This window comes from Ruegeria sp. N4, from assembly GCF_056531425.1.
Genome location: NZ_JBQFLT010000015.1, coordinates 55,299 through 81,388 on the forward strand (window position 1 = coordinate 55,299; position 26,090 = coordinate 81,388).

Below are 26,090 nucleotides of genomic sequence, written 5' to 3' on the forward strand. Positions count from 1 at the left end.
AGATTATTATGCGTGGAAGATATGCGGCACTATCAGTACTTGCCTTGGCGATTGGCCTGGGTGGAGGTGTCTTTCTTGAAAGACTGTACCTGAATCCAATTGATCAGGGCCAGTCGAACGAACCAGAGGTCCTTTATTGGGTAGCACCGATGGATCCGAATTTTCGGCAGCCTGGACCTGGAAAATCGCCGATGGGTATGGACTTGATCCCGGTTTATTCTGGGCAGGAACCTACCGGCGACCCTGAAGAAGTCACCCTGAGCGCTGCGGAAATCAACGCAATTGGTGTGCGAACTGCGGTTGCACGCATGACTGATATCGAACCTCGCATCGAAACGGTGGGTTTCGTCGGCTTTGACGAACACCTGACCAATCACGTTCATACGCGTGTTGAAGGTTGGATTGAGCAACTGAAAGTTCGAGCGGTCGGTGATCGCGTTGAGAAGGGGCAAGTTTTATTTGAACTCTTTTCACCACTGATCGCAGCTGCGACCGGCGATCTTGTACGCGCAGTCGAAGCTGGTGACCCGCGGATTTTGGACGCGGCGCGCAATAAGTTGATCAGCCACGGTATGTCCGCTCGTCAGGTTGCTGAGATTGAGGCGGGCGGTGAGTTGGTTCGAAATGTGGAAATTGAGGCACCTCAAAACGGTGTCGTCATAGCTCTGAATGCCGCCGATGGCATGTACCTGCAGCCAGGCACGCTTGCTTTTTCGGTAACCGATCTTTCTGAAGTATGGCTGATCGTTGATGTATTTGAACGAGATATTGCACGTTTGTCGGAAGATATGCGCGCGATAGCAAGGTTCGAGCACCTACCCGGTCGCACCTTCGAAGGCGACATCGACTATGTTTACCCTGAGCTTGATCCGCAAACCCGAACTCTTCCCGTAAGGCTTAGTTTCGATAACACCGACGGCGTGCTGCGGCCGGGCATGTTTGGCAGTGTTAGCCTTATACCGGATGAAAGCCGAAATGTTCTCACTGTTCCATCAGAGGCGTTAATTCGTACCGGTTCGGCGGAACGCGTCATCTTAAAAACAGGCGATGGTACTTTTCGCCCGAGACTGGTGACTACAGGTCTTCGAGACAGTTTCGGCGAGGGGGGTCGAACAGAAGTTCTGCAAGGGCTTGAACCTGGTGAGGAAGTTGTCGCATCCGCACAGTTTCTAATCGACAGTGAAAGTGCTTTGAGCGCCGGTTTCACCCGAATGGCACCAACGGATACCGAACCAGCACGCGGGGCAGGCACCCTGGTTTCACTCGATGCCCAAAATCGTATGGCAACTGTTCGTCACGATGTTCTCGAAAGCCTCGATTGGCCCGCAATGACTTCGCAGTTTCCGGTGAGGTCTGGTGTTTCGCTCGACAGCTTGAGTGCAGGCGACGCAGTCGCTTTCGTGATCGCACGGGGTGCGGATGGGCTTCTGAGCCTGATGGAGCTTGCACCAGACGATGGTATTGCCGGAACTGGTGCCGGAATCGCGCGCGCCGTCACTTCAGACGGCAAATTGACGCTTGAGCACGGACCGATCCCCGAGCTCGGTTGGGCCGCCATGACAATGGATTTGCCTGTTGTAGGAGTAGATCTCACTACCGTGCCAATCGACATGCCAATTGAGTTTGATCTGGCTGAGGGAGAAGGGGGGATGTTCTCGATTGTGGCAATTCGCGAAGAGGGCTCGCCGCCGACGGATTCCGTTGAACCCGAAGAAACCGACACGCCTTCTGCTCCACCGATTGTAGTCACCGGCACGATCAACCTCGTTAATGCTGAGGCGGGAACGGCAACCATCACTCACGGGCCGATGACTGAGATTGGCATGCCCGGAATGACCATGGATTTCCCATTAGAACCTACATTGGACACAAGCATGCTCGAAGTCGGTTCTGAAATGACTCTGACTTTCGCGCGTGCAGATGGCATGACAATGGTGTTGGCTGCGGCAACGCCTATTGCACCGCCACTTCAGGTTTCTGGCCGGATTAACAGTATCGACCCGAACGCGCGTACCGCGAACGTAACACACGGTCCGATGACTGAGATCGGCATGCCGGGCATGACCATGGATTTCCCGGTTGCGGAGGGGATTGAGGTTTCTAACTTGCCTGTAGGGATTGATGTTTCTTTGATCCTTCGCCGCAATCCCGACTTTTCGATGACGCTGTTAGAGGTCGCGCTTGATGGGAGTGTTACGCAGTGATCACGGCCATCATTCGTTCTTCTCTCGCCAACAGGTTCGTTATCTTGGCCCTCGCATTCATGATAGGAGTTGCGGGTATTTGGGCCATTCGTGAGACGCCGGTTGATGCAATCCCGGATCTGTCGGATGTCCAGGTAATTGTTCGCACGCCATATCCCGGGCAAGCGCCTCAAGTTGTCGAAAACCAAATCACATATCCACTTGCGACAGCCCTATTGGCCGTACCCGGTGCAAAAGACGTTCGCGGGTTCTCGTTCTTTGGAGACAGCTTTGTATATGTCGTCTTTGAGGACGGGACGGACCTCTACTGGGCTCGGTCGCGTGTGCTCGAATATTTGGGCCAGATTACCGGCAGCTTGCCTGAAGGCGTGTCACCACAACTTGGCCCAGATGCGACTGGGGTCGGGTGGATTTATCAGTATGCGCTGGTTGACAGAACCGGAAATCATGATCTGGCTCAGCTCAGGACTCTGCAGGATTGGTTTCTGAAATACGAATTACAAGCCGTGGAAGGCGTCTCAGAAGTCGCCACCATCGGCGGAATGGTCAAACAGTACCAGGTCGTCGTCGACCCAAACAAACTACGTGCCTATGACATAACACTTGCGCAACTGAGGACGGCTATTCAGGCGGCCAACCGCGAGACGGGCGGCAGCGTCATTGAGATGGGTGAAGCCGAATTCATGGTCAGGTCATCGGGCTACATCGATGAATTGTCAGACCTTGCAAGCGCGCCATTGATGGTCAACGAGCGCGGCGCCGCTCTGACGCTTGGAGACGTCGCTGAAATCCGCCTGGGGCCTGAAATGCGCCGTGGTGTCGGAGAGCTCGACGGGCAAGGAGACGCGGTTGGCGGAGTGGTCATCCTGCGATGGGGTGGGAACGCGTTGGCGACGATCAAAGCGGTGGAAGCGCGCATAGAAGAGTTGCGCTCAAACCTGCCGGAAGGGGTCGAAATCATAACGACCTACGACCGATCTGGTGTGATCGAGCGCGCTATCGATAACCTCCAGAAGAAACTGACGCAGGAATTCATCGTCGTTGTTCTTGTGTGCGCGGCTTTTCTACTTCATCTGCGGTCATCCCTCGTGATTCTTCTGTCGCTCCCGCTGGGCATCTTTGCCGCATTTATTCTGATGAAGGCGCAAGGAGTAAACGCAAACATCATGTCGCTCGGCGGCATAGCCATCGCTATTGGTGCGATGGTCGACGCATCGATTGTGATGATCGAGGCGATGCACAGGCGGTTGGAAAAGGAAAAGCTCACAGCAGAGAACAGATGGCGGATTGTGCAAGAGTGCGCTTCTGAGGTGGGACCAGCCCTGTTTTATTCTCTGGCGATCATCACGGTTAGTTTTCTGCCTGTCTTCGTTTTGGAAAATCAGGAAGGTAGGCTCTTCTCGCCACTCGCTTATACCAAGACCTACGCCATGGCTGCAGCCGCCATCCTTTCGATAACGCTGGTCCCGGTTTTAATGGGTTACTTTGTAAGGGGGCGTATTCTACCTGAGCGAAAAAATCCGCTAAATCGTTTGGTCGTGTTCGTGTACCGCCCATTTCTGGACGCGGCAATTGCCTGGCCATGGGCAACAACACTTTTGGCTGGCGTTTTGGTGACGTCCATGTGGTACCCGTACCAGAGAATTGGCTCTGAATTCATGCCCGAGTTAAACGAAGGCGATTTTCTCTACATGCCGAGCTTCTACCCCGGGATCTCGACGGGAAAAGCCCGTGAGGTGCTGCAGCAGACCAACCGCCTGATCGCGACCGTGCCTGAAGTCGAAACTGTTCACGGTAAAGTTGGGCGTGCGGAGACTGCAACCGATCCGGCACCACTGACAATGGTGGAGACAACTATCCAACTCAAGCCGGAAAAAGAATGGCGACCGGGCATGACAATGGAGAAAATCCGAAATGAGCTTGATCGTATCGTTCAGGTTCCGGGCGTCACAAATGTTTGGATCCAACCTATTAAGAACCGCATCGACATGCTTGCAACGGGTATCCGTACACCTGTCGGTGTCAAAATATCCGGCACCGACTTGGAGGTCATTACAGATATCGGGATCGAAGTAGAACGTGCGGTCGCTGATATTGATGGAACGGCTTCCGCCTACGCAGAGCGACCTGTTGGCGGGCGTTTCATCGAAATCGACGTCAAGCGAGATGCCGCCTCCCGATACATGATGAGTGTTCGAGAAGTTCAGGACGTAGTTCAGACCGCAATTGGCGGTATGCAAGTGTCGGAATCTGTGGAGGGGCTGGAGAGGTTTCCGATAAACCTACGGTATCCTCAAGCATGGCGAGACAGCCCGGAACGGCTCGAAAATCTTCCTGTCGTCACACCGTCGGGTGCTCATGTGCCACTGTCCGCTCTCGCCGATATTCGAATAGTTGACGGGCCGGGAATGATACGATCGGAGAACGCTCGACGAACCGGGTTCGTGTTCATCGACATCGCGGGGCGCGACCTGGGCGGCTATGTGGCCGAAGCACAAGAGGTGGTTGCAGAAAAGGTCGACCTGCCTCCAGGTTATTCGCTAACTTGGTCGGGGCAGTATGAGTACATAGAGAGAATGCAGGACAGGCTGACGATCGTTGCCCCTGCAACCCTGTTAATTATCACGCTCATGCTTTTCCTGGCGTTCAATCGGGTGATTGAGGTCGGGATAATTCTTGCGGCGCTCCCGGTCGCATTGGCCGGTGGGGTTTGGTTCCTTTGGTATCTAAACTTCGATATCTCAATTGCTGTGCTCGTAGGCTTCATCGCGCTGGCGGGAGTTGCCGTGGAAACAGCGATTGTCATGTTGTTGTACCTCAATCTTGCTTGGGAGAAACGTCGAGGGCTGGCGCAATCGGAACAGCGAAAGCTGACACGTGACGATATCGAAGACGCGGTGTTCGAAGGAGCCGTTCTTCGGGTTCGGCCAAAGGTAATGACCGTAGCCACGATCTTTGCAGCACTGATACCCATCATGTACGGCACCGGTACAGGCTCTGAAATCATGCAGCGGATCGCTGCGCCGATGATTGGGGGCATGGTGACAGCGACCCTTCTTACGCTTTTTGTCATTCCCGCAATATTCGTGATTTGGAAACGGCTCGCGCTCAGTCGCGTGAACCGAGAGATCTCCCACACGATTCAGGAAGTGCCCCCTGCGCTTCCGGCAGAATAATACCCACAACCTTGAAACAGGAGCATCTGATGAGAACTTTGACTGCTATTGTGGCCTTATTGGCCGTGTCTACGACAACCAGCATCGCGCAAACGAACCAGGGCATGGACCATTCCAACATGCCCATGTCTTCCGAACAGATGGAAGGGGCGGTTCACGCAAAAGCTTTGGTGAACTCAATTGGCGACGAAACCGCTAACGTCAGCCATGATCCGATCCCCGAGATCGGGTGGCCGGCGATGACGATGGATTTGCAGCTTCTTGAGAATGCCCAGATGATGGGTGAGATTAGCGCCGGTGACGAAGTCACACTGATGTTGGTCAAAAGTGATAATGGTATGTATGCGATCGGCGCGATTATGAAGAATTAAGACAACTTCTACGGCAGCAAACTCCGGGAAAATTGAGTGCACGGACGGTGCACTCATACACCCATGACGCTTCGAACTAAGAACAAGTATAGTGGGAGCCTGCCAAAAATAGGATCGTTTTCCTACGATCTGTAGGTCCGCTCAAATGAGTCGGTGCATAGTTTGATTAACATGTTTTTTGCTTCCTGATGGGTGATTGAAAACTCCTTGGATTCAGCGCTTTCCGACCGTTCTAAGAGGATGATTTAGACCATCAGTTCGGCATTTAGGCTCAAATGAGGGATCAAGACATGACAAAAGACCATGAGATCGGAATCCACGCGAACGGCCCGACCGAGGTCGCTTACGTCTGCCCCATGCATTCTGAGGTGCGTCAATCTGGGCCCGGCGACTGTCCCAAATGCGGGATGCACCTTGTGCCCGAAGGCGAGGTGGATGCGCATGCGCATCACCACCATTCCGCGCATCATGGCGCGACGGACGACAACGGTGAATATGACATCGTTCCGACAGGCTATGACGGACCCGTATATACCTGCCCGATGCATCCGCAGGTGCGGCAAACCCATCCCGGGTCCTGCCCACTCTGCGGCATGGGGTTGGAGCTGGAAAGCGCGGCGATGGTGGACGAGGGGCCGAACCCGGAACTGGTGGATTTCACCCGGCGCCTATGGGTAGGTGCGGTTCTGACGCTGCCGCTTTTGGTTTTCACGATGGGCCCCTACGTTGGGCTGTCTGGCGTGCGAGCGGTTTTTGGTGAGCGTACAACGCTATGGATTGAACTTATACTTGGCACTCCGGTCGTTCTTTGGTGCGGTTGGCCATTTCTGGAACGGGGTTGGAATTCGTTTCGCACCATGCATCTGAACATGTTCTCGTTGATTGCCATGGGGGTTTCGGCCGCGTGGCTTTTCAGCGTTGTCGCCGTATTGATGCCCCACATATTCCCGGACGGTTTTCGAGATTCACAAGGCCATGTTGGGGTCTATTTCGAAGCGGCCGCAGTCATAATTACACTTGTTCTTCTCGGTCAGGTGATGGAGTTGCGGGCCCGCGAAGGCACCGGGAAGGCGATCCGCGCTTTGCTGGACATGGCCGCAAAGACCGCCCGTATTATCCGCCCTGACAGTAGTGAGGAGGAAATCCCGCTTGAAGAAGTACAGGTAGGCGACCGCCTTCGTGTACGCCCCGGCGACAAGGTGCCAGTAGACGGAGTAGTGCTCGAAGGACGCTCATCTGTTGATGAAAGCATGATCTCTGGCGAGCCGGTTCCGGTTGAGAAGGTACAGGGAGAGCCGGTCACAGGGGCGACAATCAACGGCACCGGTAGCCTTGTGATCGAAGCAACCCGAGTGGGCTCTGACACAATGCTGTCCCAGATTGTCGAAATGGTGGCCAACGCGCAACGCTCGCGCGCACCAATTCAGAAATACGCTGACAAAGTGGCGGGCTGGTTTGTACCGGCGGTCATAGGTATGGCTGCGTTGGCCTTTATTGCATGGGCAATTTGGGGACCGGCTCCGGCGCTCTCCTACGCCTTGATCGCAGCGGTGTCGGTACTGATCATAGCTTGCCCGTGCGCGCTTGGCCTGGCCACTCCGATGTCGATCATGACGGCCACGGGGCGCGGGGCGCAGGCCGGAGTGTTGATCAAAAATGCCGAAGCGCTGGAGCGGTTCGAGAAGATCGATACTTTGATCGTCGACAAAACCGGCACCCTGACCATGGGCAAGCCGAAGCTTGTGGCTGTATTACCCGAACCTGGCCATGACGAAGTCGAGGTGCTGCGGCTGGCCGCAACGCTGGAGAAGGGCTCGGAGCACCCGTTAGCTGAGGCAATTGTCACAGGAGCCGAGGAACGTGGCGTGGCCCTGTCCGACGCCAGTGACTTCGAGGCGGTGACTCGTAAAGGCGTGAAAGGCACGGTGGATGGCCGCCCCGTCGCGCTCGGCAACCTGAAACTGGTCACCGATCTCGGACTCGAGGCGGCCGAACTGACGGCCAAGGCCAATGCGCGTCGGGATGACGGCGCAACGGTAATGTTCGTGATGCTTGATGGCTCAGTGGCGGGGTTGGTCAGCGTCGCCGACCCGGTCAAAGAAACCACACCATCCGCACTCAAGGCGCTGCACGAGCTCGGCTTCAGGATCATCATGGCGACCGGCGACAACGAACGTACGGCAAAGGCGGTGGCCGAACGTCTGGGTATCGACGAGATCCGTGCCGACGTTCTACCAGAGGACAAGGCCCGCATAATTCGCGAACTGCAGGAGAAAGGCGCAAAGGTCGCCATGGCCGGTGACGGGGTGAACGACGCACCCGCATTAGCGCAGGCCGATGTAGGCATCGCAATGGGGACCGGCGCCGATGTGGCAATCGAAAGTGCAGGCTTCACGCTGGTCAACGGTAGCCTCGATGGCATCGTGCGCGCCCGAAGGCTGGCTCGCGCGACCATGCGCAATATCCGGCAGAATCTATTCTTTGCCCTGATCTACAACGCCTTAGGCGTTCCAGTGGCGGCAGGCCTTCTGTTCCCGCTTTTCGGCATCCTGATCAGCCCAATGTTCGCGGCCTTCGCTATGAGTGCTTCTTCGATTTCAGTGGTGTTGAATGCGCTGCGCCTGAGGGGGGCGAAGATTTGAGCGCGCACAAGCATATGACACACGAGGGCGTAGGCAACTAGAAATCAGGTTCGATATCGCTGATCGGTTTTACCTATGCGGTCAATCGGTCGGGAACCGTTCGGTGGGTTTGTGGTCCATCATCATGTCGGCACTCAAGATCGGCTGGATCGCTTTCTTTGGCTTTGCGCGGTGAAGTTGGGCACTTGCAGGGGATAGATCCGTTCGGACGCACAGGAGGAACAATGTGTCTGATTTTCTAAAAAAAGCCGCACGCCTAGCAACCTCGATCTGCCCCAACACGAATTTGTCACCGACACGCGGGTCAAAATTGGATGATGGTGTGCTGAAATTCAAAACTGTTCGACCACAGGCGCCATCGAACGCAGCTGTGGGAAATAGGCGCAATTCGGGCCTTGAACGGAGTGTGGTGGTGTTGCTCGCGAGTCTGGCTATCGCAAGGCCGGACCCAGAGTGGCAGGTGATGAAAAGGATGAGATCAAGGATTCCGTTTCCGAGCTGAGTTTGAGCTAGATCATTGTGAAAAATCCCTGTGCAGCCCAAAAAGCCATATCTGATGAGTATCGAAGGGTGGCGGACACGGTGGCCCTATTATTGCGGTCCACTATTAATCATACCAGTGCGATTATATATCGGTTTAAGACAAGCTTACCCAAGAGGGAACATGACAATGAATAACCTGAGCCGCCGCCGCTTGATGCAAGGAGCCGCGGCCCTTGCGAGCAGCGCGGCGCTTCCCGCGTTCGCCAAAACAAGCCCCTCAATCCATGTCCTGAAGGATCCGAATTGTGGGTGCTGCGGATCGTGGATCAAAATCATGCAGGCGGAAGGCTTTGAAGTAGGCGTGGAAAACAGTGCTTGGGAGGCCTTGAACGCTTACAAAACCGCCAATGGGATTCCGGAGGGCATGATGTCATGCCACACGGGCCGCGTGGAAGGCTACATGATCGAAGGACACGTCCCACCCGCTGACATTCGGCGCCTGCTGGGCGAACGCCCGGATGCTGTCGGACTGTCGGTTCCGGGAATGCCTTTCGGCTCACCTGGCATGGGACCGGAAAGCGAACGCGAAGCTTTTGACGTCTTCCTGATCCGCAAGGATGGAACCACAGAGGTGTTCGCCAGCTACCCGGCGGCATGAAGCACCGGTAGCGCTGGCGAGATCCTGAAAAACACGGCGCACGCTTCTTCTGCCCGGTTTACGTGACATTCTTCACGGCAAACCAATTGATCCGTGACTTTACGCCCGCCTTGTCCTATCGGGCAAGTTCCAGCCTACGGTGAAAAAATACCAGCGTCCGCAAAGCCTGATGACCGGCTTTGCGGACAAAACCGACATCACGGTCGCCGTATCAACCGCAGCATTTGTCGCCCGCCTGAATTGGCGGGCATGGGGCCGATCCGTAGGAACAGTAGACGCAGCAATCGCCGGGAAGTGGCTTCAGGACTTTTCCGCAAGATGTGCATTCGTAGAACCACTGGCACGCATCTGTTGGCATCGTTTCAGGTCTTGAATGTCCACATTCCGGGCAGATGATCGTGCTGACAAGGTTCGGGCGTTCTTCACTCATGGCGTCACATTAAGGTTATCAGGAAATCATTTATTCGGGTTTCGTGGAGTACGATAACCCAAGCGATAGTCGTCAACGCAAAACTGCCTGTCAGCCACCATTTGAGGCGGTCGAGTGAACCATGGCGGTACGCGACGATGCCAGAGAGAAACAGCAGGGCCGTCGAACCGCCGAGCACGTAATAACTCGCGGCGGCGATCTTGCCAAATACGGCCAGCCAGCTCCCTCCCAAGCCAAGTAAAATCAAGGCCATCGGCAAGATGCAGCAGGTCGCAACGCCAAATGCGGTAAACGATCCAAGAAAACTCGCCCCTACAAACTTGCTCATACTCAGCTTTCTCCGACTTTGACGATCTTGAGCGGAAGCCGGTTCGGCTTCCTCGATTTTTGCTTCATGCGATTTGTGAAACTCGACATCACGACCGACAACATGCAACCTGTAGTGGCTACAGGTTCAAGGGAATGGTCATCACATGATTGCGATTGGCGAAGCGGCGAGATTGTCCGGCCTGTCGGTCGAGACGATCCGCTACTACGAAAGGGAAGGCATAGTCGAGAAGGCCGGTCGAACCGCCTCGGGGCGACGTGCTTACACGGAACGGGAAATATCCGAGCTCAGATTCATCAAACGCTGCCGCGATCTTGGCTTTGCCATTCAGGATGCATGCGCACTTCGCGATTTGTCCAAAGCGCCTGAGCAAGCTTGTCGCAACGTCGAAGGCGTCGCAACAAGACACCTCGACAACGTTAGGTCAAAAATCGCAGCTCTCCAACGGATGGAGCAAGCATTGGTAGAACTTGTGCAAACCTGTACTGAAGGAGCAGTTGCATGCCCCCTGCTAACGGCGTTGCTCAACGAGCCTGTCGTCAAAACATGTCATTAGCCGCCATTAATTGCAGCGCCCGGAAAAACCGAAACTGCCTATCTCAGTTTGTGGAGGAGCGGCTTCATTGTCCCAGTATTTCGTAACCTTAAGCGATGATGGCCGATCTCTGTTGTATTTTGTTGTTTCAGAGAATTGCGATCAGCTTTCCCTCTAATTCGCTCTGTTAGCTATGCCGGACTGGTGATGGCGCGGATGCTCTAATGCTGTCAACTAAGGAAGAAATACCAAATAATCTGCAAATTTTTGCCGCTTTACCCCTAGAGGCTAAGAAGCTGTTGCAATGCAACAAAGCACATGAAGGCTTGGAATAAAGTACATTGGTCCGGAAAGTTTGGATACCTTAGAGGAACGAGCATGGAGAAGGCAGATATGACAAATCCCACTTTATTTCTGGGAGTGTTATCGAAAAACCTGCTGGGTTATCTTCCAATGGTCTGTTTTACATGCAGCTTTTTTGTGTCTGCCGCTACGTCGCAAGCCTCTGAGCTTCCCTCGATCGGTCTTGATAGAAAGATTGAAGCGCCATCGGGTGCCAAAACACTATGCAAAGATTATACGTGGGCGTGCGCGAGCGCTCGTAGTTCTGGTCTGTCCGTGGCACAAGAAAATCAGATCGTTAAAACGATCAACACGCGCGTCAATCGAAGGATTCGTGCCGTTTCGGATCAAAGCCAATATGGGACAAAAGAGTACTGGACACTGCCGACACAAGGGTCAGGAGATTGCGAAGACTTCGCTTTGCAAAAGAAGTTTGAACTTGTGCAGAATGGTTTGGATCCTACGAAGCTACTAATTGCGACTGTCTTGGACACCAATCGCAATGGCCATGCTGTTCTTGTCTATCGCTCGAGTGAAGGCGACTTGGTTCTGGACAATGTTACCAACAGGATCAAAACGTGGAAGGAAACCAGGTATCTATTCCTAAGAATACAGGACCCACTACACCCTGACCGTTGGGTTCAGGTTTTTAGCGGCTAAACCGTTGGGTAGACATTAGTTGCTTTCGAGCATTTCAACACACGTGCTATCTTTCGAACAGGGATTTTCGCGTGCCTCCAGCGCTCAATCCTACGCCGTTACTCAATGCCGAGTCGCGAATACACTGCGCCCGTGCTATGATCTACTCATTAGTTAACTCATTATTTTATGTAATTTTTGCTATTGGAAATAGCGCACTCCAGCTACGATTTATGACCCTCATAGGAATTTGTGGTAAATTCCACGATCTCTTAGCTCTCTATCTAAATACGGGATCAATTTCTCAAAGACGAAGGCGCGCAGTGGGAGAAAGCTCGACTACCTTCAACCTTCTGTTAGAAGCGACACTTGCTTGCCCATTGTTCCACGCATAACGCAAGCAATCGAAACGGTGAAAGCGCCAAGCTTTGCAGACAACCTCGGCAACCTCTTGATCCTGGTACTGATCAGCTCGGAAAGTGAGACCGAACTCGCCAACCTGGCGCGTCGCCTCTCACTTGACGAACTGGTCAACAGATTGATGCCGCTGTTCAGCGGCGAAAACGTAAAGATCAGTGTCCATTCGTTACTTGGGTCATTAACTGGCAAGAAGCGGACACAGCACCAATTCGCCATGTCTGTGCCAAATGCTGCTCTCGCGTTAGTGTTCGTGATTGCAAAGCTGGTGATCAGCCAAGGAAGCCAGTACGTAGCAGTCTTCTGACACTCCGTCACCGTCACAGCCTTTGGAAATCCGACCCAGCTCTTTTTCAAGTGCCCTAAGCCGTTTGATCTTGGCCCGGACATTGGCAAGCTGAGAAACTGCTATTTTTGTTGCGGCTCGGCACGAGCGATCTGGGTGGTCTTGCAATTCGATAAGTTCAGATATCGCCTCCAGCGAGAAGCCAAGATCACGCGCGTGCTTAATGAAACTAAGGCGTTCCATTCCCGCCGCATCATACCGTCGCTGATTGCCTTCGGTACGTTCTGGCGCACTGAGTAACCCCATTTCCTCATAGTAACGAATAGTTGGAATCTTGACCTTTGTGCGCTTGGACAGGTCGCCAATCGAAAACATCAAATTACCCCTTGAACCTCTAGTCACTAGAGACACTACACTATGCTAAAGACAGATTCAAAGAGGCCTCCCTATGTCAGGATGTTGCGGACACGACGCCAAGTTTGACGGTGTTTCAGATGATTACAAAAGGCGATTGTGGATCGTTATTGCCCTTAATGCTACGATGTTCGTGGTCGAGATGACCGCAGGGCACTATGCGAAATCTCAGGCACTACAGGCCGACGCACTCGACTTTTTGGGAGATGCCCTGACCTACGGTATCTCTCTGGCTGTCATTGGCGCCTCAATTCGCGCGCGCACCAATGCTGCCCTAGCCAAAGGCCTCAGTCTTTTTCTGATGGGTTCATGGGTGTTCGGGTCGACCGTATATCGGGTGTTCTACGTCGGAGTTCCGGAGGCTGAAATCATGGGGGTGGTGGGGTTCCTTGCACTGCTTACAAACCTTGCCAGTGTTCTTCTGCTCGTCAGGTACAAAGATGGAGACGCGAATGTCCGCTCCGTCTGGCTTTGTTCTCGCAATGACGCCATCGGGAACGTAGCAGTGATGTTCGCCGCTCTCGGCGTATGGGGCACAGCCACAGGATGGCCTGACCTCATCGTTGCGACGATTATGGCAGGATTGTTTTTGTCGTCATCTGTACAAATCGTGCGTCAAGCTCTGGCGGAGCGGCGTGATAACAAGCTCCATCAACAGATTAGCGCCTAGCGGAATGAAACTACTGACGCCAAATTGAGCCAGAGCAAGGATATTGTTTTGTCAGGCGTTAGCGTTTTGATTGACTCGTTCACCTTTCATTCAATTAGCCAGCCCCGGCAAAAGATGATCGCACAATTTAGAAGACCGTGTTGCCAGCACGAAAATCCGACAACACAACGAAACCCGATTTTCTGGCGGCGGCGAAAATAGCAAACGAACAACTCGGTGTGAATGCGGGCCGTGCGAAGTTGCTCCGATGTGCGGATCGCACCCTCGAGATAAGCCGCGGCTAGCCAGTAGATATCCGAAATTTAAGGATACAATATCGGGCCAAGTGTCTGCGTCCAGAAATTAACGGCACAATGACATGAGCCAAGTCAAATGCATGAATAACATGAAATAGATTAGGATCAGAATATGATCTGTAAGTGAAATTATTTGAAACTTGCGCCTGCGGTCTTTTCAAAGACAAAGCAGTGCGTTTTTGCCGAATTCAGAGATACCTAATCCGCAATCTTTGATCACGGTTACACGCAAGTTCCTCGACCACCTCGTTTGCACTCAAGTTAAACTCTCTCACGAGATCCGTGATCTGGACCGGCTGAAAGCTATCAGCGTTCCGAACCAGTCTGCCGTCTTCAAAAGCGATAAACTCGTGAGACCTGCCACCCCAACGGACGATCCCACCGCATAGTCGCTGACTTTCCATATTGACCAGTTCGGCCACAGGGTCGGCAAAGAAATCGCTCCACTTAAGAAATCCAGTACTGACTGCCCGCGCCACTGCCTGTTCAATCGTCCGGCTTTTAAGCTTGGTGGTGATCGAAGCAGTCAGTGCCTCTACCATTCGCGAAGAATGCCCTGTCTGCCTGGCAATGGCAGACGGAATCAAACCCGACGCAAGCATCTTCAACACATCCAGCTCATCGCCGGACAGGGAATCCGAGGGAAAGTTGAAAACGGTTTCAATGACATCTAGGGCAAGCAGGTGCAGAACCTGTGCTTCATGGCGCAGGGCAGGGAGCATGCTCCCGACCAAGGCGTCCCAGTCGGAACGGGGCAGGTTGGAGGTAACCGTAAAGACGCCACGCTCCCCAAACGGATTGATAACCGGAATGGATAGTCCGTGCTGACCCACACCAAACTTTCTGGCGGCGTCAAACAGCGGTGCGTGTTCACGCTGGTCGTCAAATACAGCCCAGTCAATTGGAGCAATCATTGCGGCGCCAAACCGAATGAGGGGATCGACCAAAACTAGGTCGTTTTCGACGTAGTGCCGGACCCATTCGGCTGAGAACGTGGTGCAGCCGTGGACAACATTATGATGTTTGTCGATATGGGCGTAGGAGGCGTTTTCAAACCCAAACCTTTGGCAAATCTCCTGAAGGCGCGCCTCCCCAGTTTGCCTGAAGTCCAGTTCAGAATTGCCAATATCCGCGATTTTCATTGATAATCTTCCTGTTCCGCGTCGCCTTCGCGACCAAGTAGCAACCTAAAGCTGAACAAACCACTCGGGAATTCCCGTAGCCAATCATAGATTTGTATACAGTTCTGTTCTGGAGGCGGAAACAGAGCAAAATCTTGCCGATGAGGCGCATGAATTTGCGAGGCTGGCAACATACCAACGGGCAGGGTTTGAACAACGATCTCGTGTCCTAGTGAAGTCCATCCTCATCCTCCCGCGCCCTTCGGGCCAACAAACCCATGAAACTGGAAATCAGGTTCAACTCCCCGCGCTCATCTGCGTGCACCATACCGCGCAGGTATGCGCCCGGATTAACCACTGGCGGCAACCGTGGATCGTTCAGCCTCGCGTCTGTGATCAACCCGGCAAGGATTGCACCCATCACGGTCAATCGGTCAATCGCAGTATGCCAAGCCGAGGCATTGGCGCCTATCTCCGACAATCGCGACCAAACGCCGGTCTCAATGGCGTAGAGCGACGGGCTGGAATTTTGATCTCCGCCACTGGCGATATCGATATGCATGCGCAGCTCGGGTGAGGCCAGTTCATACAGGATGCGATTGTTCACCCGAGGCAGATTTTGGGGCTTGTGTGATATCGGATCCGTCGGATGATTGCTTTCTAAGCAATGCACAGGGCCATCAGGCCCGGAGCCAAAACAATTTGGTTCCGAGGCTTCAGCCGAGGACATTGTCATTTCGCCATCGGCGTTACAGGACAGAATCTTATCTTCAATTTGGTCTTGTATATGGCACCCGAAACAGGCTTCGGGTTCACCCGAAATTCCAGCGTGTTTTGCGACATGATCTTCGATCCGTTTCCAAAGGTCATGAGCCGCCTGAACATGTGATCTGAGGGCATCCAATGACAGGTATTTTAGCTTGTCAGCGCGCGGCCAGGATTGAAGCTCCTCCATCATGTCTTCCAGGCTTTCAGGAGGGCAGGGGAGTAAGAGAAGCACAGCCAGACTATGTTTCACATATCGGTAAAGCCGTGATCGATCCCCGCGCAGCTCGTCATGCTCTTTCTTCTCAGACTTGCTTTGCACGTCCGCTTCGAGCATCTCTGGAATGAGGTTCAGGGCAGGGGTCAGGAAGAGGCCAAGCCCTTTGCGCTTACAGCGCCCCCCATTTGCCCCCAGCCTGCGGTCAATCAATCCAATGGCTTCTAGCTCACGTTCGTGATTATGGATTGTTCGATCTGTCACGCCACGTCCGGCAATCAGTGTTTCCTGGCGCGCGTAGCAAAAGGGTTCCTGGGACGGGTCTCGAAACGCGCAGGGCGAGATCATGTCGATGATGATCTCCAATGTGCGAATACACTGGGCCGATGCGCCCCTGATTTGCGCATAGCTCACACAGAGTTGCCGAAACCTGTCACGGTTCCAGCCCTCGGGAAGACCGTTGTGGAAGCGTATGTTTTCGTGGTGGCGGGTAGATGCGATCTGCCGCAAGCTCATTGTTTTGGCTTCCTTTGGCAATGGTCAGTGTCGATATCGCGGCTTCGCGGGGCAGGGTGTTCGGAATGGTTCAACGGTCTCATGGTCTGCTTCTCATTGGGGAAGCAAGGCAGGTTGAACCTCAGCGAATAAACACAGAAAAACCGTTCGCACAGATGCGTCTATCCTTGTCAGTAGTTTTGGATTTTCCTATAAATCAGGTGATCAAAAGTGACTTAGGAAGATCCCCGCTGAGGCCCCGCCTTGCGGGGGTTTTTTGTTTTGGGATAAGGATGTTCCTCTGGCCAAGAAGGCCTGGTTGCCAATGTGGCTGGCGCGTTCACTGGCTTCTGAGGGGCAACGCATTCATCCACTGTGAAAACAACGTCAGTATCGGATGAGCTCGTATTCGCTGAACCCGAATATGTCGTTCCACTCGACACCAACGCCACGGAAATAGCTGGGAGGTTCACAGCGATTGCCCAGTGGCAGCCAAGGAGGGATTGGGGCAGGAGCGCGCTCGGACCATTGAAAGCTTACGTTGTCGTCATAGCTGCCAACGACCAGATCAAGCGAACGCTCGCAGTCGCCCTCTCGCGAACGACGGCGATAGCTGTAGTGGCGCACATCCCAAACCCTGATGGACCTCACAACGTCGAAATCGGAAGAGGAAAGATCGACGCTGATTGGCGTGGCTTGAAGACCGTCACCGTATTGGTTGTGAAGTGACGGGATCGCTTCCATCGAGATCGCTGCATCTACCACTAAGGTCTCAGCGGTTTCGTCAGATGGAAGCTCTGGAATAGGACTGGCACTGTTGCGTTTGATGGCGCCCAACCTTTCCATAGGACTCACGCCTGAGGAGCTTTCTGACGCGTTCATCGGACAGCGCCAGAGTTGGAGCGGAGGTTCGACCGGATAGGGTGTGACGCGCCGAATGAACTCCGCCTTGGCAGCGACGCAATCAGGCGAATTTGGCCAACCTCCGGCGAGGCAAAGGAATATGGCGCAGTCAATTGGATAGGCACGAGCCTGCGTGGCTGGCAGTGCAGCGAGTGCAACTGCAAGGGCCTTCGCGCGAGTTCGATTTCCGGATTTTGAGTGTTTCAAGATGGTCTCTCCTGCATGTGAATCGCCTAAGCAATACTCGGCCAATATGCCCCTGACAATCTAATATAGTATATTGGCGTGTTTTCTTATATTGACGTAGATTGTGTTTTAGTCCACAACTTTTGGATGTAGAAGACGGCCCATAGGGGGTCGTCATGGCGGACAACAAGAGACAATACACTGTGGTAACCATCGAGATGGTCCGGGGCCTGAAAGAAGATCAGGTTCCATTTACATGCCGCTACGAATTTATCGGACTCGCTTCCCTTGGACGACCTAAGTACCACTGCATTTATAGCTCTCCGAACTATGTCGGAGCCTTGTGCAAGTCGAAGATCTCTCGAGCGGGTGCTGAGCCCAGGGAGTTCGATCTTTGGCCGGGCCTTTTTAAGCATCACCAGGAATTTGGCGACGGGCGCATTCTCTGCGTCAAATCTGACTACACGATCGAGTCAATCACGCCGGCGGGTCTTGAAGCGGCGCAAGCTCTGGACGCGAAATCTAAAACCTGATCGGTCACGTTCGAGAACCCGGCTTCTCAAAATACTGGGACAGGGCGCATGAAACGGCTCTTGTTTCTCAGCACTGCGCTCGCGCCTTTGTTCATTGCTGCAGTTTGGATTGAACCAACCAAGCGAACAGAGACACTGAGCGCATCTGAGGTGATCGCCGTTGACGGTGACACAATCGACCATGGTGACGACCGGTATCGGCTTGTTGGGTTTGATGCGCCTGAGACCTACCGGCCGCAGTGCCTTGCGGAAAAGACTCTGGGATTAGAAGCGAAAGCAAGGCTGACAGAGCTCATCCAGTCGGCGGACCAGATAGAGCTGGTCATCCAACCAGATCTGGACGCCCATGACCGCTTCCTAGCGGTTGGGCGTGTCGCTGGGCAGGAGGTCGGGTCCATCCTGATTTCCGAGGGTCTCGCGCGCCCATACTCCGGCGGCAAACGCCGGTCCTGGTGCGGCTGAAGGAAAGGATCAAACAACGATTTAATGACAACAGAACAAAACCACTGAGAAATAAGCAGTCCTGTCGATTGCGCCAACAATCGACAGGACAAGAAACGCCCCAAATCCATCCGGGCATTCCTCCAACATCAAGAGAGAACTGTACTATGGTAAAAACAGTAGTCCTAGATGCCGATCCTAGATCGGACAGCACCGCGCCAGAGTCAATGGGTGCGGACCCTGGACAACATATCTGCGCCTCCGACCGCTTAGCGCTGTCTGGCGATTGAGGCGAGCGGGACATCCCGACATTTCAGTCAGACCTTCCGGCTGATTGATCCGAGCTGAACGCTGGCTTTCTACGAAGCTAGCGAAGGGCTCAGTGCTGTGTTCCGGCATCCAATTTCCTGCTGCTCAGATGATCCGAAACCGAACCCCATAATAGTAATTATGTAAAAACTACTGACCTATTTTTGAAAGGCGGAAAGGTGATCACAGTGGCCTTCGACACTATCGAAAGCAAGATTGATCGGCGCTGGGTGCCTGCCGCCCAGAGCTTCGAGCAAGCCCGTAAGGACATTCTCACCGTAATCCGCCACCTTGCCGGAGAACGGCCAACCATCAAGCGCGCAATGCGCGAATACTGGCTGGAAAGCGATGCCCGCGCCACGGCTTTCGGGATCGCGCTCGAAATGTTCCATGTCCTCAATGATCTTGGGTATGTCCGTGCAAATCGGCTCTACAAAGCCTTGAAGCTGCACGCGGACGTTAACAAGGCGTTGGGTCCGAAAGAGCTGTTCCGCTTCGCTTCACCGGAAAAGGCCGCTGCGCTCATCCAAAGCAGCAGCCGAGCGGACTATGCCAGCTCATACGCAACCCTGAAATTCGGTTGCGACCTGTCAGGCACAATCGACGCCGACACAGCGCGCGACGTTCTGAACCGGCATGAAGCCCTTTGGTTCGTTTACCCAAACGCCACCTATCACGTTCACCTGATCCGCGAAGGTGTCTGGCTGGACATCGTTATGCCGCTTGAAGTGGTCGATGAGCTGCGCCTTGACGTGGATTTCGCAATGCAAATCCGACAAGCGGAACTTGATGCGCAGGGAGCTTTGTCATGAACAAGCCTGCGCGCAAAGTTCTTCCTGATCGTCGGCTGGCTGAAACACGCCGCGTTGAAACTCCGCAAGGGCACACTGCCTTTGTCACCATCGGGTATGATCCGGCGTCGCCAATCAAACCCCGTGAAGTGTTCTATAGCGGTGGTTTTCGCTCTGGCAGCGACCTCGAATACCATCTGCATGATCTGTGCGTTCTGATTTCGCTGTTGCTGCAGCACGGCGTAGCAGCTTCGTTTCTGTCGCGCTCTATCGCTCGCAAGACTTCGGCCCTTGGTGGCGAAGAATACGCAAGTCTCGCAGGCTGGTTGGTGGATGCTGTCAGCATTCCGCCGTCCTGGACTGATGAGTACGTGGCCGCGACCGGCGACGAACAGAACCCCTCCAATTCCTCGCCAACTCAAGCAAAGGAGAAATCCGAATGATCGCAGCAATGCGGCCCCTTCTGCTCGTCTCCACGGCATTTGTGGCGACCGGCGCAAGCGCCCAGGTCATCGAGTATGAACCGGATGGCAGCGTGTTTCTCAACGGTGCGCGGGCAGAAATCGTCAACGGCGTCGTTCGCCCAATCAAGATGCGTGAGTACACGCTTGACGAAAAACCGGAAGCGCCGAAGGCCAAGCCACAGGAAAAGATCGAGATTGCGGGCAAGGCACCGCGGCCTCGCAAATCCTCGGGCGGCTGGTCACAGGAGCGCATCGTCAAAGAAATCCACGCAGCGGCGGAACGGCATGACATTCCGGCCGAGTTGTTCATGGCACTGGTCTGGCAGGAAAGCCGGTATCGCGCTGATGCTCTGTCGCCCAAGGGTGCCTATGGCTTCGCACAGCTCATGCCCGGAACGGCAAAAGACCTGGGCGTGAATCCAAAGAACCCTGCAGAAAATCTCGACGGTGGTGCCCGCTATTTGGCGGCGCAGTACCGCGAGTTCGGAACCTGGAAGCTGGCGCTTGCCGCCTACAACGCCGGGCCTCACCGCGTCGTCGAATATGGCGGCGTCCCCCCCTTCACCGAAACCCGCAACTACGTGCGGATCATCCTAAGCAAAGTGAGTAAAGACCTATGAAAAGAACCCACTTCTACCAGCAGATGGCGTTTTTCGCGATCACTGCGTTCATCATCACAGCAGCGCCCGCCTCCGCTGGCTGGCTGCAAGATGCCATTGGCGATTTCATCAACGAAACGCTGGCCGACTCGAAGGTCGTTGGCGTCAGCCTTGCCGCTGTCGGCTTCATCTGGGGCTGTCTCGCCTACGTGTTCGGCTGGGGTTCGCTGAAAGGCCCGGTAATCGCTATCGTCGTCGGCGCTGTTATCGGCCTCGCTGATACATTCATCGGAGGCTGATTGATGCCGCGCCGCAATACGGTCTTTCGCGGCCTGAGCCGCCCCGCAGAATGGGGCGGCTTACCCGTGATCTATCTGCTGGTGATCCTCGGGATGACCATGCTTTCGTTCTTCATGTTCGGGATAGCACCAGCAATCATTGCGGGTTTTGTTTTCTATACCGGGCTTCGCCTCTTTTACGAATGGGAACCGGCTTTCTTCCGCGTCCTTTCCGTAACCCTTTCCAAAACTCCGCGCACCAAAAACCGCCAGCATCATGGGGGAGATTACTATAGTGCCTAAGCCTGCTGCACAGGATTTGTGGACCCTTGCCCGCTCGTTGATCGAGCCGAGCTGGCGCAAGGATGAAATGAGCCTCTTTCAGATGTTGCCGTATGGCTATGTCGTGGACGATGAGGTCATTTCCACACGCAACGGTGGCCTTATCGCCGCTGCAGAAATCACCGGAATCAACGCAAACACGCTGGACGAAAACGAGTTCGAGTTCCTGGCCGAACGGTTTGAGCGTGTGTTGCGCACAACACCTAATGAGGTGGCTTTTTATGTTCATCGACTGACCGTCCCGGCTGAGACGGGTCATGTCATCACAGATCCAACCGGCTTTGCCGGTGCAGTGGCGCAGGCCATGCGCTCAGCGTCCGTCGATGCAGAGTTGAAAGAACGCAAGATCATCATCAGCGCCATTCTGCAAAAGCGGCAGGATGAGCGGGCAAAACAGATGTTCGGCATGTCGTCTGGAACGATAGACGAGGAGCGCCGCGAAATGATCGAACAGCTCGACGGTGTGTTCACAACACTGGCGGGCACGCTGGGCGAAAGCCGGGTGCGCCGGCTGAAGCTCAGCGAGGGGCGTTGGCTCGGCTATTATGGAATGCTGTTGAACGGTCGGTATCAGCCGATCATTCACACGAACATTGCAGAACCCATCGCCTTCAACATGCCGCAAGAGGATGTGCTGTTTCAGGGCAAGCGCGGCAAACTGGTCACGGGCGACGATCAGGAACGCTCCATCCGTGTCTATTCCCTGAAGAATTACCCGATGGCTTCGTTCCCCGGCATTTTCGACGGGCTAGACCTGCCGGTTGATGTCGTGATTTCGCAATCCTTCCTGCCGATCAGCCGCGCCCAGGCGCAGGAAATGGAACGCCGCAAGTCGGGACAAATGCGCTCGGCAGGCGACAAGGCAAAGTCGCTTGAAGAGGATTTGTCCATTCTGGCGGACGGCATTGCCTCCGGCACCATGTCACTCGGCAAGCACCACCTGTCGATCTGCGTGTTTGGGAACGAGGAAGATCTGAAAACCGCCGAAAAACACATCATCGGTGAAATCCAGATTTCGGGTGGCACGGTGAAGCGCGAAGCGATGTCGGCCCGTGCCGTGTACTTCGCACAGCACCCCGGCAATTTCGCGTTCCGCGCCCGTGAAGAACTGATCACGGACCAGAACTTTGCGGATATGGTTGCGTTCCACATGCGCCCCAAAGGGTTGGATGCGGAAAAGCTACCTTGGCCGGGGCCATTGGCGACTTTCCCGACGACACACGGGGACAGCTACGATGTTTCGCTGCACCTTCCCAAGACCAGTAACGACCCTGAAAACCTGCCCTCCGGGCATACGATCGTTCTTGGACCGAACGGCTCGGGTAAAACTGTGATCGCGATGCTGCTGGCAACAATGGCGGTTGCACAGGGCGCGCGGATCATCGCTTTTGACAAAGACCGGGCAATGGAGGCTCCAATGCGGGCGCTCGGTGCGCAGTACATCCGCGTCCGAGTTGGTGAGCCAACCGGCATGAACCCTTTTCAGACCGAGACGGATGAGGCTGGGCAAAGCTGGCTCGCCAATTGGGTCATTGCCCTGTTGAGCTATGACGAACCACTGACCACCGATCAGAAGGATGAAATCACAAGGGCTTGCCAAGCCAATGCCACTTTGCCGCCTGCGCTTCAGAACTTCGATTCACTGGTGGAACGGTTCAGAGCCTTTGACGATGACAAGAACCTGTACAAGCGTGCAAGTGAATGGGCGGGCGAAGGCCGCTTGTCCTGGATGTTTGGCGAGGGTGGCTCAGATCCGTTTGCTGCTGGCGACCGTCATCTTGTGTTCGATATTTCTGAGGTTCTGGATGACGAATTGGTGCGGCTGGCATGGATCAGCTACGTCATGCGCCAGATTGAACGCCGCTGCGCCACCAAGATACCCACTGTCTTTGTGATTGATGAAGCATGGGTAATTGCTGGCAACCCTTATGGCGCTGGCATCCTCATAAATGCCTACACCACGTATCGGAAGCTGAACGTCATGATGATGATGATGACGCAGATCCCCGATCACCTCCTGTCGTCAGCGGCAAGTAAGTCGATCCTGGAAAACACCAGCACGCAACTCTTGTTCCCCTCTCGATCCGGCAATGAAGCAGACTACCGGGCAATCGGCTTGAACGATTCAGAGCTGGGCGCGCTGAGGGCGCATTTTGGCGACCGCGTAATGCTCATGAAGAAAGGTGATGAGAGTGTTTGGCTCGATGTCGATGTCGGCGCGCTCGGCCCGCTTCTTCGTGTTCTGAGCGGATCAGACGGAAAATCGTTCCCTGATCCTGACTGGCGAAAAAACCCCAACTTCTGGAAGGAAATCACATGAAAGCCCGCCTTGTCATCACCCTTGTAGTTCTGGCCGCTGTCTCGGCCTGCACCAGCACCTATTCGGGCTATCGCAGCAAATGCGCCTGTGACTTTGAGCGCATGACCTCCCCTGAAAACTTGGAGTTTGTCTGATGGATATTTCAAAGAAATTCCGCACAACCATTGCTGTTTCGGTTCTGGCCGCCCTGCCAGTTATGACGGCAGCCCAAGGTGTTCCGACCATCGACGCCACGGCCATTGCACAGGACGCAGCCAATTCGGCCCGCGAAGTCGCGGAAATGGTCCGCCAATACGAACAGCTGATGCAACAATATGAGAAGCTCGAGCAGCAGAGGGCACTGCTCGAAAACTCCCTCAAAACCATCAGTGGTCTGACGGATCTGGACCAGTTCAACAGCCGCAGCTTTCTGAAACTGGCAACGGCAGCTGACACGCTTGGATACGCCTTGAACGCGACCGAAGATACGATTGGCGATCTTCCAGGCGTCGCCGGACTCGCGATGGAACGCCGATCAATCAGCCTGGGGCTGAACAATGGAATCCTTAAAGAATTCAGTACGTCAGACGTGCCAGCCCGGCGCATTCTCTCGGAGCGAGGTGGCGCTGGCTTGATGGCATCGGCCTTGGGTGAGAATGGCTATGACATGGCCGGTCAGCTCTCCGAAGATGCAGAAAAGCTGCGCGGTGAAATCGGTCAGCAAGAAGATCTGAAGGATGCAATCGACTACAACACGGCGGTTCTCCTTAAACTCCTTCAGGTTGAAATTGAAATCTTACGCGCAACCTCGGCTAATGCTCTGGCGTCGGGCACGGATCTGGCTGCAACCGCTGCCGATCTTTCGACACTCAGCAACTATGTACGAGGAACCTCACAATGAAACTCCGCTCAACTCTCATCCTGACCATTGCAGCCGCCGCCGTTATGTCGGGGGCTGCATCGGCACAGGTGAAGCTGCGCCCATCACCCAAGGTCGATATGCCGTTCGGTGAATATCGTAAGTGCCTTGGGTACTCGGGTGCGCGTGAGTACGGTCGTCAATTCGTCAAAAACGATCAAGCGCGCATGGCCGAAGCGGGCCAATCCGCAGACAAGCAGCCTCTTGTGACCAACTGGTCGGTGGTGATCCTGAATGAACAGGTCATCGCTGCGCACGAGGCCACCATCGAGCAATGCATTCTGCGCAAATCTGGCGAGACCTTCAGCACCGAATGTCCGCTGGGCGGTTTAAGCCGTGAGGACGCCGCCCAAAAGGTCGGAGCTGACCAAGACGAGTTTTGGACCCAACCGTCCGACAATCTTGCCGCGCTGAAAAAAGAGCAACGGACCCGTCTGGAAGCTCTGCGCCCTGCAATTGAGGAGGCTTGTGGGCCGTGATCCAAGATTTCGTCAGCTCGATTGAGGCTGCGCTAAATAACTTCTCGCAGCAAGCATACAACAGCCTGGCGGCGGATCTAGCATCCGCCCTCTGGGCAATAGCCGCGCTGATCTTCGTGGCAATGCTGATCAACGGTGTGCTTCAAATCCGAGAAATCGGGTTTGGTGGCTATGTCGGCTGGATCATTCGGGCGACGATCATCATTGGTATGGCTTCTAGCTGGAGCTTCTTTCAACCCATTTATCAGGGCATTTCGAGCCTCCCAGACACGATTGCCGGAGAACTGACCGGCACAACAAATGTCTGGGAAGCACTCGATGACATTGCGCTTCAGTGTTTCTTGATGGGCCAGCAGGCTATTGAAAACGCAACCTGGGGTCTGAGCATCACCGGGGCTATTCTCTGGGTTGTTGGGGCTGTCATCGTTGCTTTTGGCACCGGCATGGCGCTGATCGCAAAAGGCGGTCTAGCGGTCCTGCTGGGTCTAGCGCCTGTTTTCATCGCAACGCTGCTCAGCTCGGCAACAGCCAATATCTTCGCAGCCTGGGCGAAAACGACTGTTGGCCTGATCATGGTCATCGTCGTTCTGACAGGCATCGTTTCTCTTATTCAGGCCCTTTTCAGCTCCGAACTGACCGCTGTTGAGGATGTGAACAATATGGAGGCCAGTGGCCGGTTTTTGGCGATCTGCATTGTTTCAATCGTGATGCTCACGCAGATCCCGTCGCTCGCGGGCGGGATGTCGGGTGCAATCGTTTCGGCATCCTCGGGTCTTGCCGTGGCAACTGGTGCTGCAGCAGCCGCAAGAAGTGCATTGGGCACTGCAAGCGACGGCGCAAGGGGTGCAGTAGCCGGTGGGAAAACTGCCGCTGCTATGGCTTCCGCAGCACGTGACGGGACTGGCGTTCGTGACAGCGCGTCTCGCGCAATGCAAGCGCGTCGGGACATAGCGCACAGAGCCCGAAATCAGGATGGGGCAGCTCGTCAGAGCTACGCCGCTGACCGTTACCGGCAGAGCATTCGACAAGCTCGCGCCAATAAATCTTCATAAATCGAG

Annotated in this window: 27 protein-coding genes and 1 pseudogene; 21 read left to right on the forward strand and 7 right to left on the reverse strand. The window is 54.6% G+C overall.

The genetic code is table 11. The features are described from left to right. Window positions 1-8 precede the first annotated feature (8 nt). The 5 genes from ACR0LW_RS19045 (at window position 9) to ACR0LW_RS19065 (ending at window position 9,534) form a co-directional block, all read left to right on the forward strand. Window positions 9-2,204 (forward strand): efflux RND transporter periplasmic adaptor subunit, encoded by a 2,196-nt coding sequence (locus ACR0LW_RS19045; protein WP_170417912.1) that lies wholly within the window; start codon window positions 9-11, stop codon window positions 2,202-2,204. After that, window positions 2,201-5,380 (forward strand): efflux RND transporter permease subunit, encoded by a 3,180-nt coding sequence (locus tag ACR0LW_RS19050; RefSeq protein ID WP_170474405.1) that lies wholly within the window; start codon window positions 2,201-2,203, stop codon window positions 5,378-5,380. Before ACR0LW_RS19045 ends, ACR0LW_RS19050 begins: the two co-directional genes overlap by 4 nt. A 29-nt stretch (window positions 5,381-5,409) precedes the next feature. Beyond that, complete coding sequence (locus ACR0LW_RS19055) at window positions 5,410-5,751, forward strand: copper-binding protein (protein ID WP_170474402.1); 342 nt, start codon at window positions 5,410-5,412, stop codon at window positions 5,749-5,751. A 356-nt stretch (window positions 5,752-6,107) separates the two neighbouring features. Further along, window positions 6,108-8,393 (forward strand): copper-transporting P-type ATPase, encoded by a 2,286-nt coding sequence (locus tag ACR0LW_RS19060; RefSeq protein WP_480522667.1) that lies wholly within the window; start codon window positions 6,108-6,110, stop codon window positions 8,391-8,393. A 664-nt stretch (window positions 8,394-9,057) separates the two neighbouring features. Next, window positions 9,058-9,534: a DUF411 domain-containing protein gene (locus tag ACR0LW_RS19065; RefSeq protein ID WP_170474399.1), complete on the forward strand. Its 477-nt coding sequence runs from the start codon at window positions 9,058-9,060 to the stop codon at window positions 9,532-9,534. A gap of 211 nt (window positions 9,535-9,745) precedes the next feature. Here ACR0LW_RS19065 and ACR0LW_RS19070 read toward each other — a convergent pair whose 3' ends face one another. Together ACR0LW_RS19070 and ACR0LW_RS19075 are read right to left on the reverse strand one after the other, a co-directional pair. Beyond that, window positions 9,746-9,964, reverse strand: coding sequence for a GDCCVxC domain-containing (seleno)protein (locus ACR0LW_RS19070; protein WP_247748072.1), 219 nt, complete (start codon window positions 9,962-9,964; stop codon window positions 9,746-9,748). Window positions 9,965-9,968: 4 nt separating this feature from the next. Then, on the reverse strand, window positions 9,969-10,292 hold the full coding sequence (locus ACR0LW_RS19075) for a hypothetical protein (RefSeq protein ID WP_170474397.1): 324 nt from the start codon (window positions 10,290-10,292) through the stop codon (window positions 9,969-9,971). A gap of 145 nt (window positions 10,293-10,437) precedes the next feature. Between ACR0LW_RS19075 and ACR0LW_RS19080 the strand changes: the two genes are divergently transcribed. Both ACR0LW_RS19080 and ACR0LW_RS19085 read left to right on the forward strand, forming a co-directional pair. Continuing rightward, entirely contained in the window at window positions 10,438-10,848 is a 411-nt protein-coding gene (locus ACR0LW_RS19080) for a MerR family transcriptional regulator (RefSeq protein ID WP_170474394.1), read from the forward strand. Between the two features lie 357 nt (window positions 10,849-11,205). Next, window positions 11,206-11,829 carry a transglutaminase-like cysteine peptidase gene (locus ACR0LW_RS19085; RefSeq protein WP_480522662.1) on the forward strand — a complete coding sequence of 208 codons (624 nt, stop codon included), beginning with the start codon at window positions 11,206-11,208 and terminating at the stop codon, window positions 11,827-11,829. Between the two features lie 17 nt (window positions 11,830-11,846). Here the strand turns inward: ACR0LW_RS19085 and ACR0LW_RS19090 are convergent. Then, a pseudogene (locus tag ACR0LW_RS19090) lies at window positions 11,847-11,954 on the reverse strand (helix-turn-helix domain-containing protein); the annotation flags it as partial. 227 nt (window positions 11,955-12,181) lie between these two features. On the opposite strand from ACR0LW_RS19090, the gene ACR0LW_RS19095 reads away from it, so the two are divergent. After that, a complete protein-coding gene (locus ACR0LW_RS19095; RefSeq protein ID WP_170474391.1) occupies window positions 12,182-12,532 on the forward strand; it encodes a hypothetical protein in 351 nt (116 codons plus the stop codon). On the opposite strand, the gene ACR0LW_RS19100 is transcribed toward ACR0LW_RS19095, so the two are convergent. Then, a complete protein-coding gene (locus ACR0LW_RS19100) occupies window positions 12,470-12,886 on the reverse strand; it encodes a MerR family transcriptional regulator (RefSeq protein ID WP_170474389.1) in 417 nt (138 codons plus the stop codon). The two genes, ACR0LW_RS19095 and ACR0LW_RS19100, sit on opposite strands and share 63 nt — an antisense overlap. Window positions 12,887-12,959: 73 nt before the next feature. Here ACR0LW_RS19100 and ACR0LW_RS19105 point away from each other — a divergent pair, with 73 nt between their 5' ends. Continuing rightward, window positions 12,960-13,595, forward strand: coding sequence for a cation diffusion facilitator family transporter (locus ACR0LW_RS19105; RefSeq protein ID WP_170474386.1), 636 nt, complete (start codon window positions 12,960-12,962; stop codon window positions 13,593-13,595). A gap of 484 nt (window positions 13,596-14,079) precedes the next feature. On the opposite strand, the gene ACR0LW_RS19110 is transcribed toward ACR0LW_RS19105, so the two are convergent. The 3 genes from ACR0LW_RS19110 to ACR0LW_RS19120 form a co-directional block, all read right to left on the reverse strand. Further along, window positions 14,080-15,033: an autoinducer binding domain-containing protein gene (locus ACR0LW_RS19110; protein ID WP_170474383.1), complete on the reverse strand. Its 954-nt coding sequence runs from the start codon at window positions 15,031-15,033 to the stop codon at window positions 14,080-14,082. Window positions 15,034-15,241: 208 nt separating this feature from the next. Then, window positions 15,242-16,510: a helix-turn-helix domain-containing protein gene (locus ACR0LW_RS19115; protein WP_170474380.1), complete on the reverse strand. Its 1,269-nt coding sequence runs from the start codon at window positions 16,508-16,510 to the stop codon at window positions 15,242-15,244. Between the two features lie 366 nt (window positions 16,511-16,876). After that, on the reverse strand, window positions 16,877-17,371 hold the full coding sequence (locus tag ACR0LW_RS19120; RefSeq protein WP_480883946.1) for a hypothetical protein: 495 nt from the start codon (window positions 17,369-17,371) through the stop codon (window positions 16,877-16,879). Window positions 17,372-17,754: 383 nt separating this feature from the next. Between ACR0LW_RS19120 and ACR0LW_RS19125 the strand changes: the two genes are divergently transcribed. The 12 genes from ACR0LW_RS19125 (at window position 17,755) to ACR0LW_RS19180 (ending at window position 26,084) form a co-directional block, all read left to right on the forward strand. After that, on the forward strand, window positions 17,755-18,111 hold the full coding sequence (locus ACR0LW_RS19125) for a hypothetical protein (protein WP_170474374.1): 357 nt from the start codon (window positions 17,755-17,757) through the stop codon (window positions 18,109-18,111). A gap of 48 nt (window positions 18,112-18,159) precedes the next feature. Beyond that, window positions 18,160-18,573 (forward strand): thermonuclease family protein, encoded by a 414-nt coding sequence (locus ACR0LW_RS19130; RefSeq protein ID WP_170474371.1) that lies wholly within the window; start codon window positions 18,160-18,162, stop codon window positions 18,571-18,573. 476 nt (window positions 18,574-19,049) lie between these two features. Continuing rightward, window positions 19,050-19,673, forward strand: a complete 624-nt coding sequence (locus tag ACR0LW_RS19135; RefSeq protein WP_480883948.1) for a hypothetical protein — start codon at window positions 19,050-19,052, stop codon at window positions 19,671-19,673. Next, window positions 19,670-20,095 (forward strand): TSCPD domain-containing protein, encoded by a 426-nt coding sequence (locus ACR0LW_RS19140; RefSeq protein WP_152460687.1) that lies wholly within the window; start codon window positions 19,670-19,672, stop codon window positions 20,093-20,095. The genes ACR0LW_RS19135 and ACR0LW_RS19140 overlap by 4 nt, the downstream gene beginning before the upstream one ends. Then, entirely contained in the window at window positions 20,092-20,736 is a 645-nt protein-coding gene (locus ACR0LW_RS19145) for a lytic transglycosylase domain-containing protein (protein ID WP_480522656.1), read from the forward strand. Before ACR0LW_RS19140 ends, ACR0LW_RS19145 begins: the two co-directional genes overlap by 4 nt. Next, a complete protein-coding gene (locus ACR0LW_RS19150; RefSeq protein WP_152460685.1) occupies window positions 20,733-21,014 on the forward strand; it encodes an HAD family hydrolase in 282 nt (93 codons plus the stop codon). Before ACR0LW_RS19145 ends, ACR0LW_RS19150 begins: the two co-directional genes overlap by 4 nt. Before the next feature lie 3 nt (window positions 21,015-21,017). Then, on the forward strand, window positions 21,018-21,296 hold the full coding sequence (locus ACR0LW_RS19155; RefSeq protein WP_152460684.1) for a VirB3 family type IV secretion system protein: 279 nt from the start codon (window positions 21,018-21,020) through the stop codon (window positions 21,294-21,296). Beyond that, the gene (locus ACR0LW_RS19160) at window positions 21,289-23,655 is read left to right on the forward strand and encodes a VirB4 family type IV secretion/conjugal transfer ATPase (protein ID WP_480522654.1); all 2,367 of its coding nucleotides are present in this window, start codon (window positions 21,289-21,291) and stop codon (window positions 23,653-23,655) included. Before ACR0LW_RS19155 ends, ACR0LW_RS19160 begins: the two co-directional genes overlap by 8 nt. Continuing rightward, entirely contained in the window at window positions 23,652-23,789 is a 138-nt protein-coding gene (locus ACR0LW_RS19165) for a hypothetical protein (protein ID WP_170425207.1), read from the forward strand. Before ACR0LW_RS19160 ends, ACR0LW_RS19165 begins: the two co-directional genes overlap by 4 nt. Continuing rightward, a complete protein-coding gene (locus ACR0LW_RS19170) occupies window positions 23,789-24,535 on the forward strand; it encodes a type IV secretion system protein (RefSeq protein WP_152460682.1) in 747 nt (248 codons plus the stop codon). Before ACR0LW_RS19165 ends, ACR0LW_RS19170 begins: the two co-directional genes overlap by 1 nt. Continuing rightward, a complete protein-coding gene (locus tag ACR0LW_RS19175; RefSeq protein WP_152460681.1) occupies window positions 24,532-25,032 on the forward strand; it encodes a hypothetical protein in 501 nt (166 codons plus the stop codon). The genes ACR0LW_RS19170 and ACR0LW_RS19175 overlap by 4 nt, the downstream gene beginning before the upstream one ends. Continuing rightward, the gene (locus ACR0LW_RS19180) at window positions 25,029-26,084 is read left to right on the forward strand and encodes a TrbL/VirB6 family protein (RefSeq protein WP_152460680.1); all 1,056 of its coding nucleotides are present in this window, start codon (window positions 25,029-25,031) and stop codon (window positions 26,082-26,084) included. The genes ACR0LW_RS19175 and ACR0LW_RS19180 overlap by 4 nt, the downstream gene beginning before the upstream one ends. The last annotated feature ends 6 nt before the right edge of the window (window positions 26,085-26,090 follow it).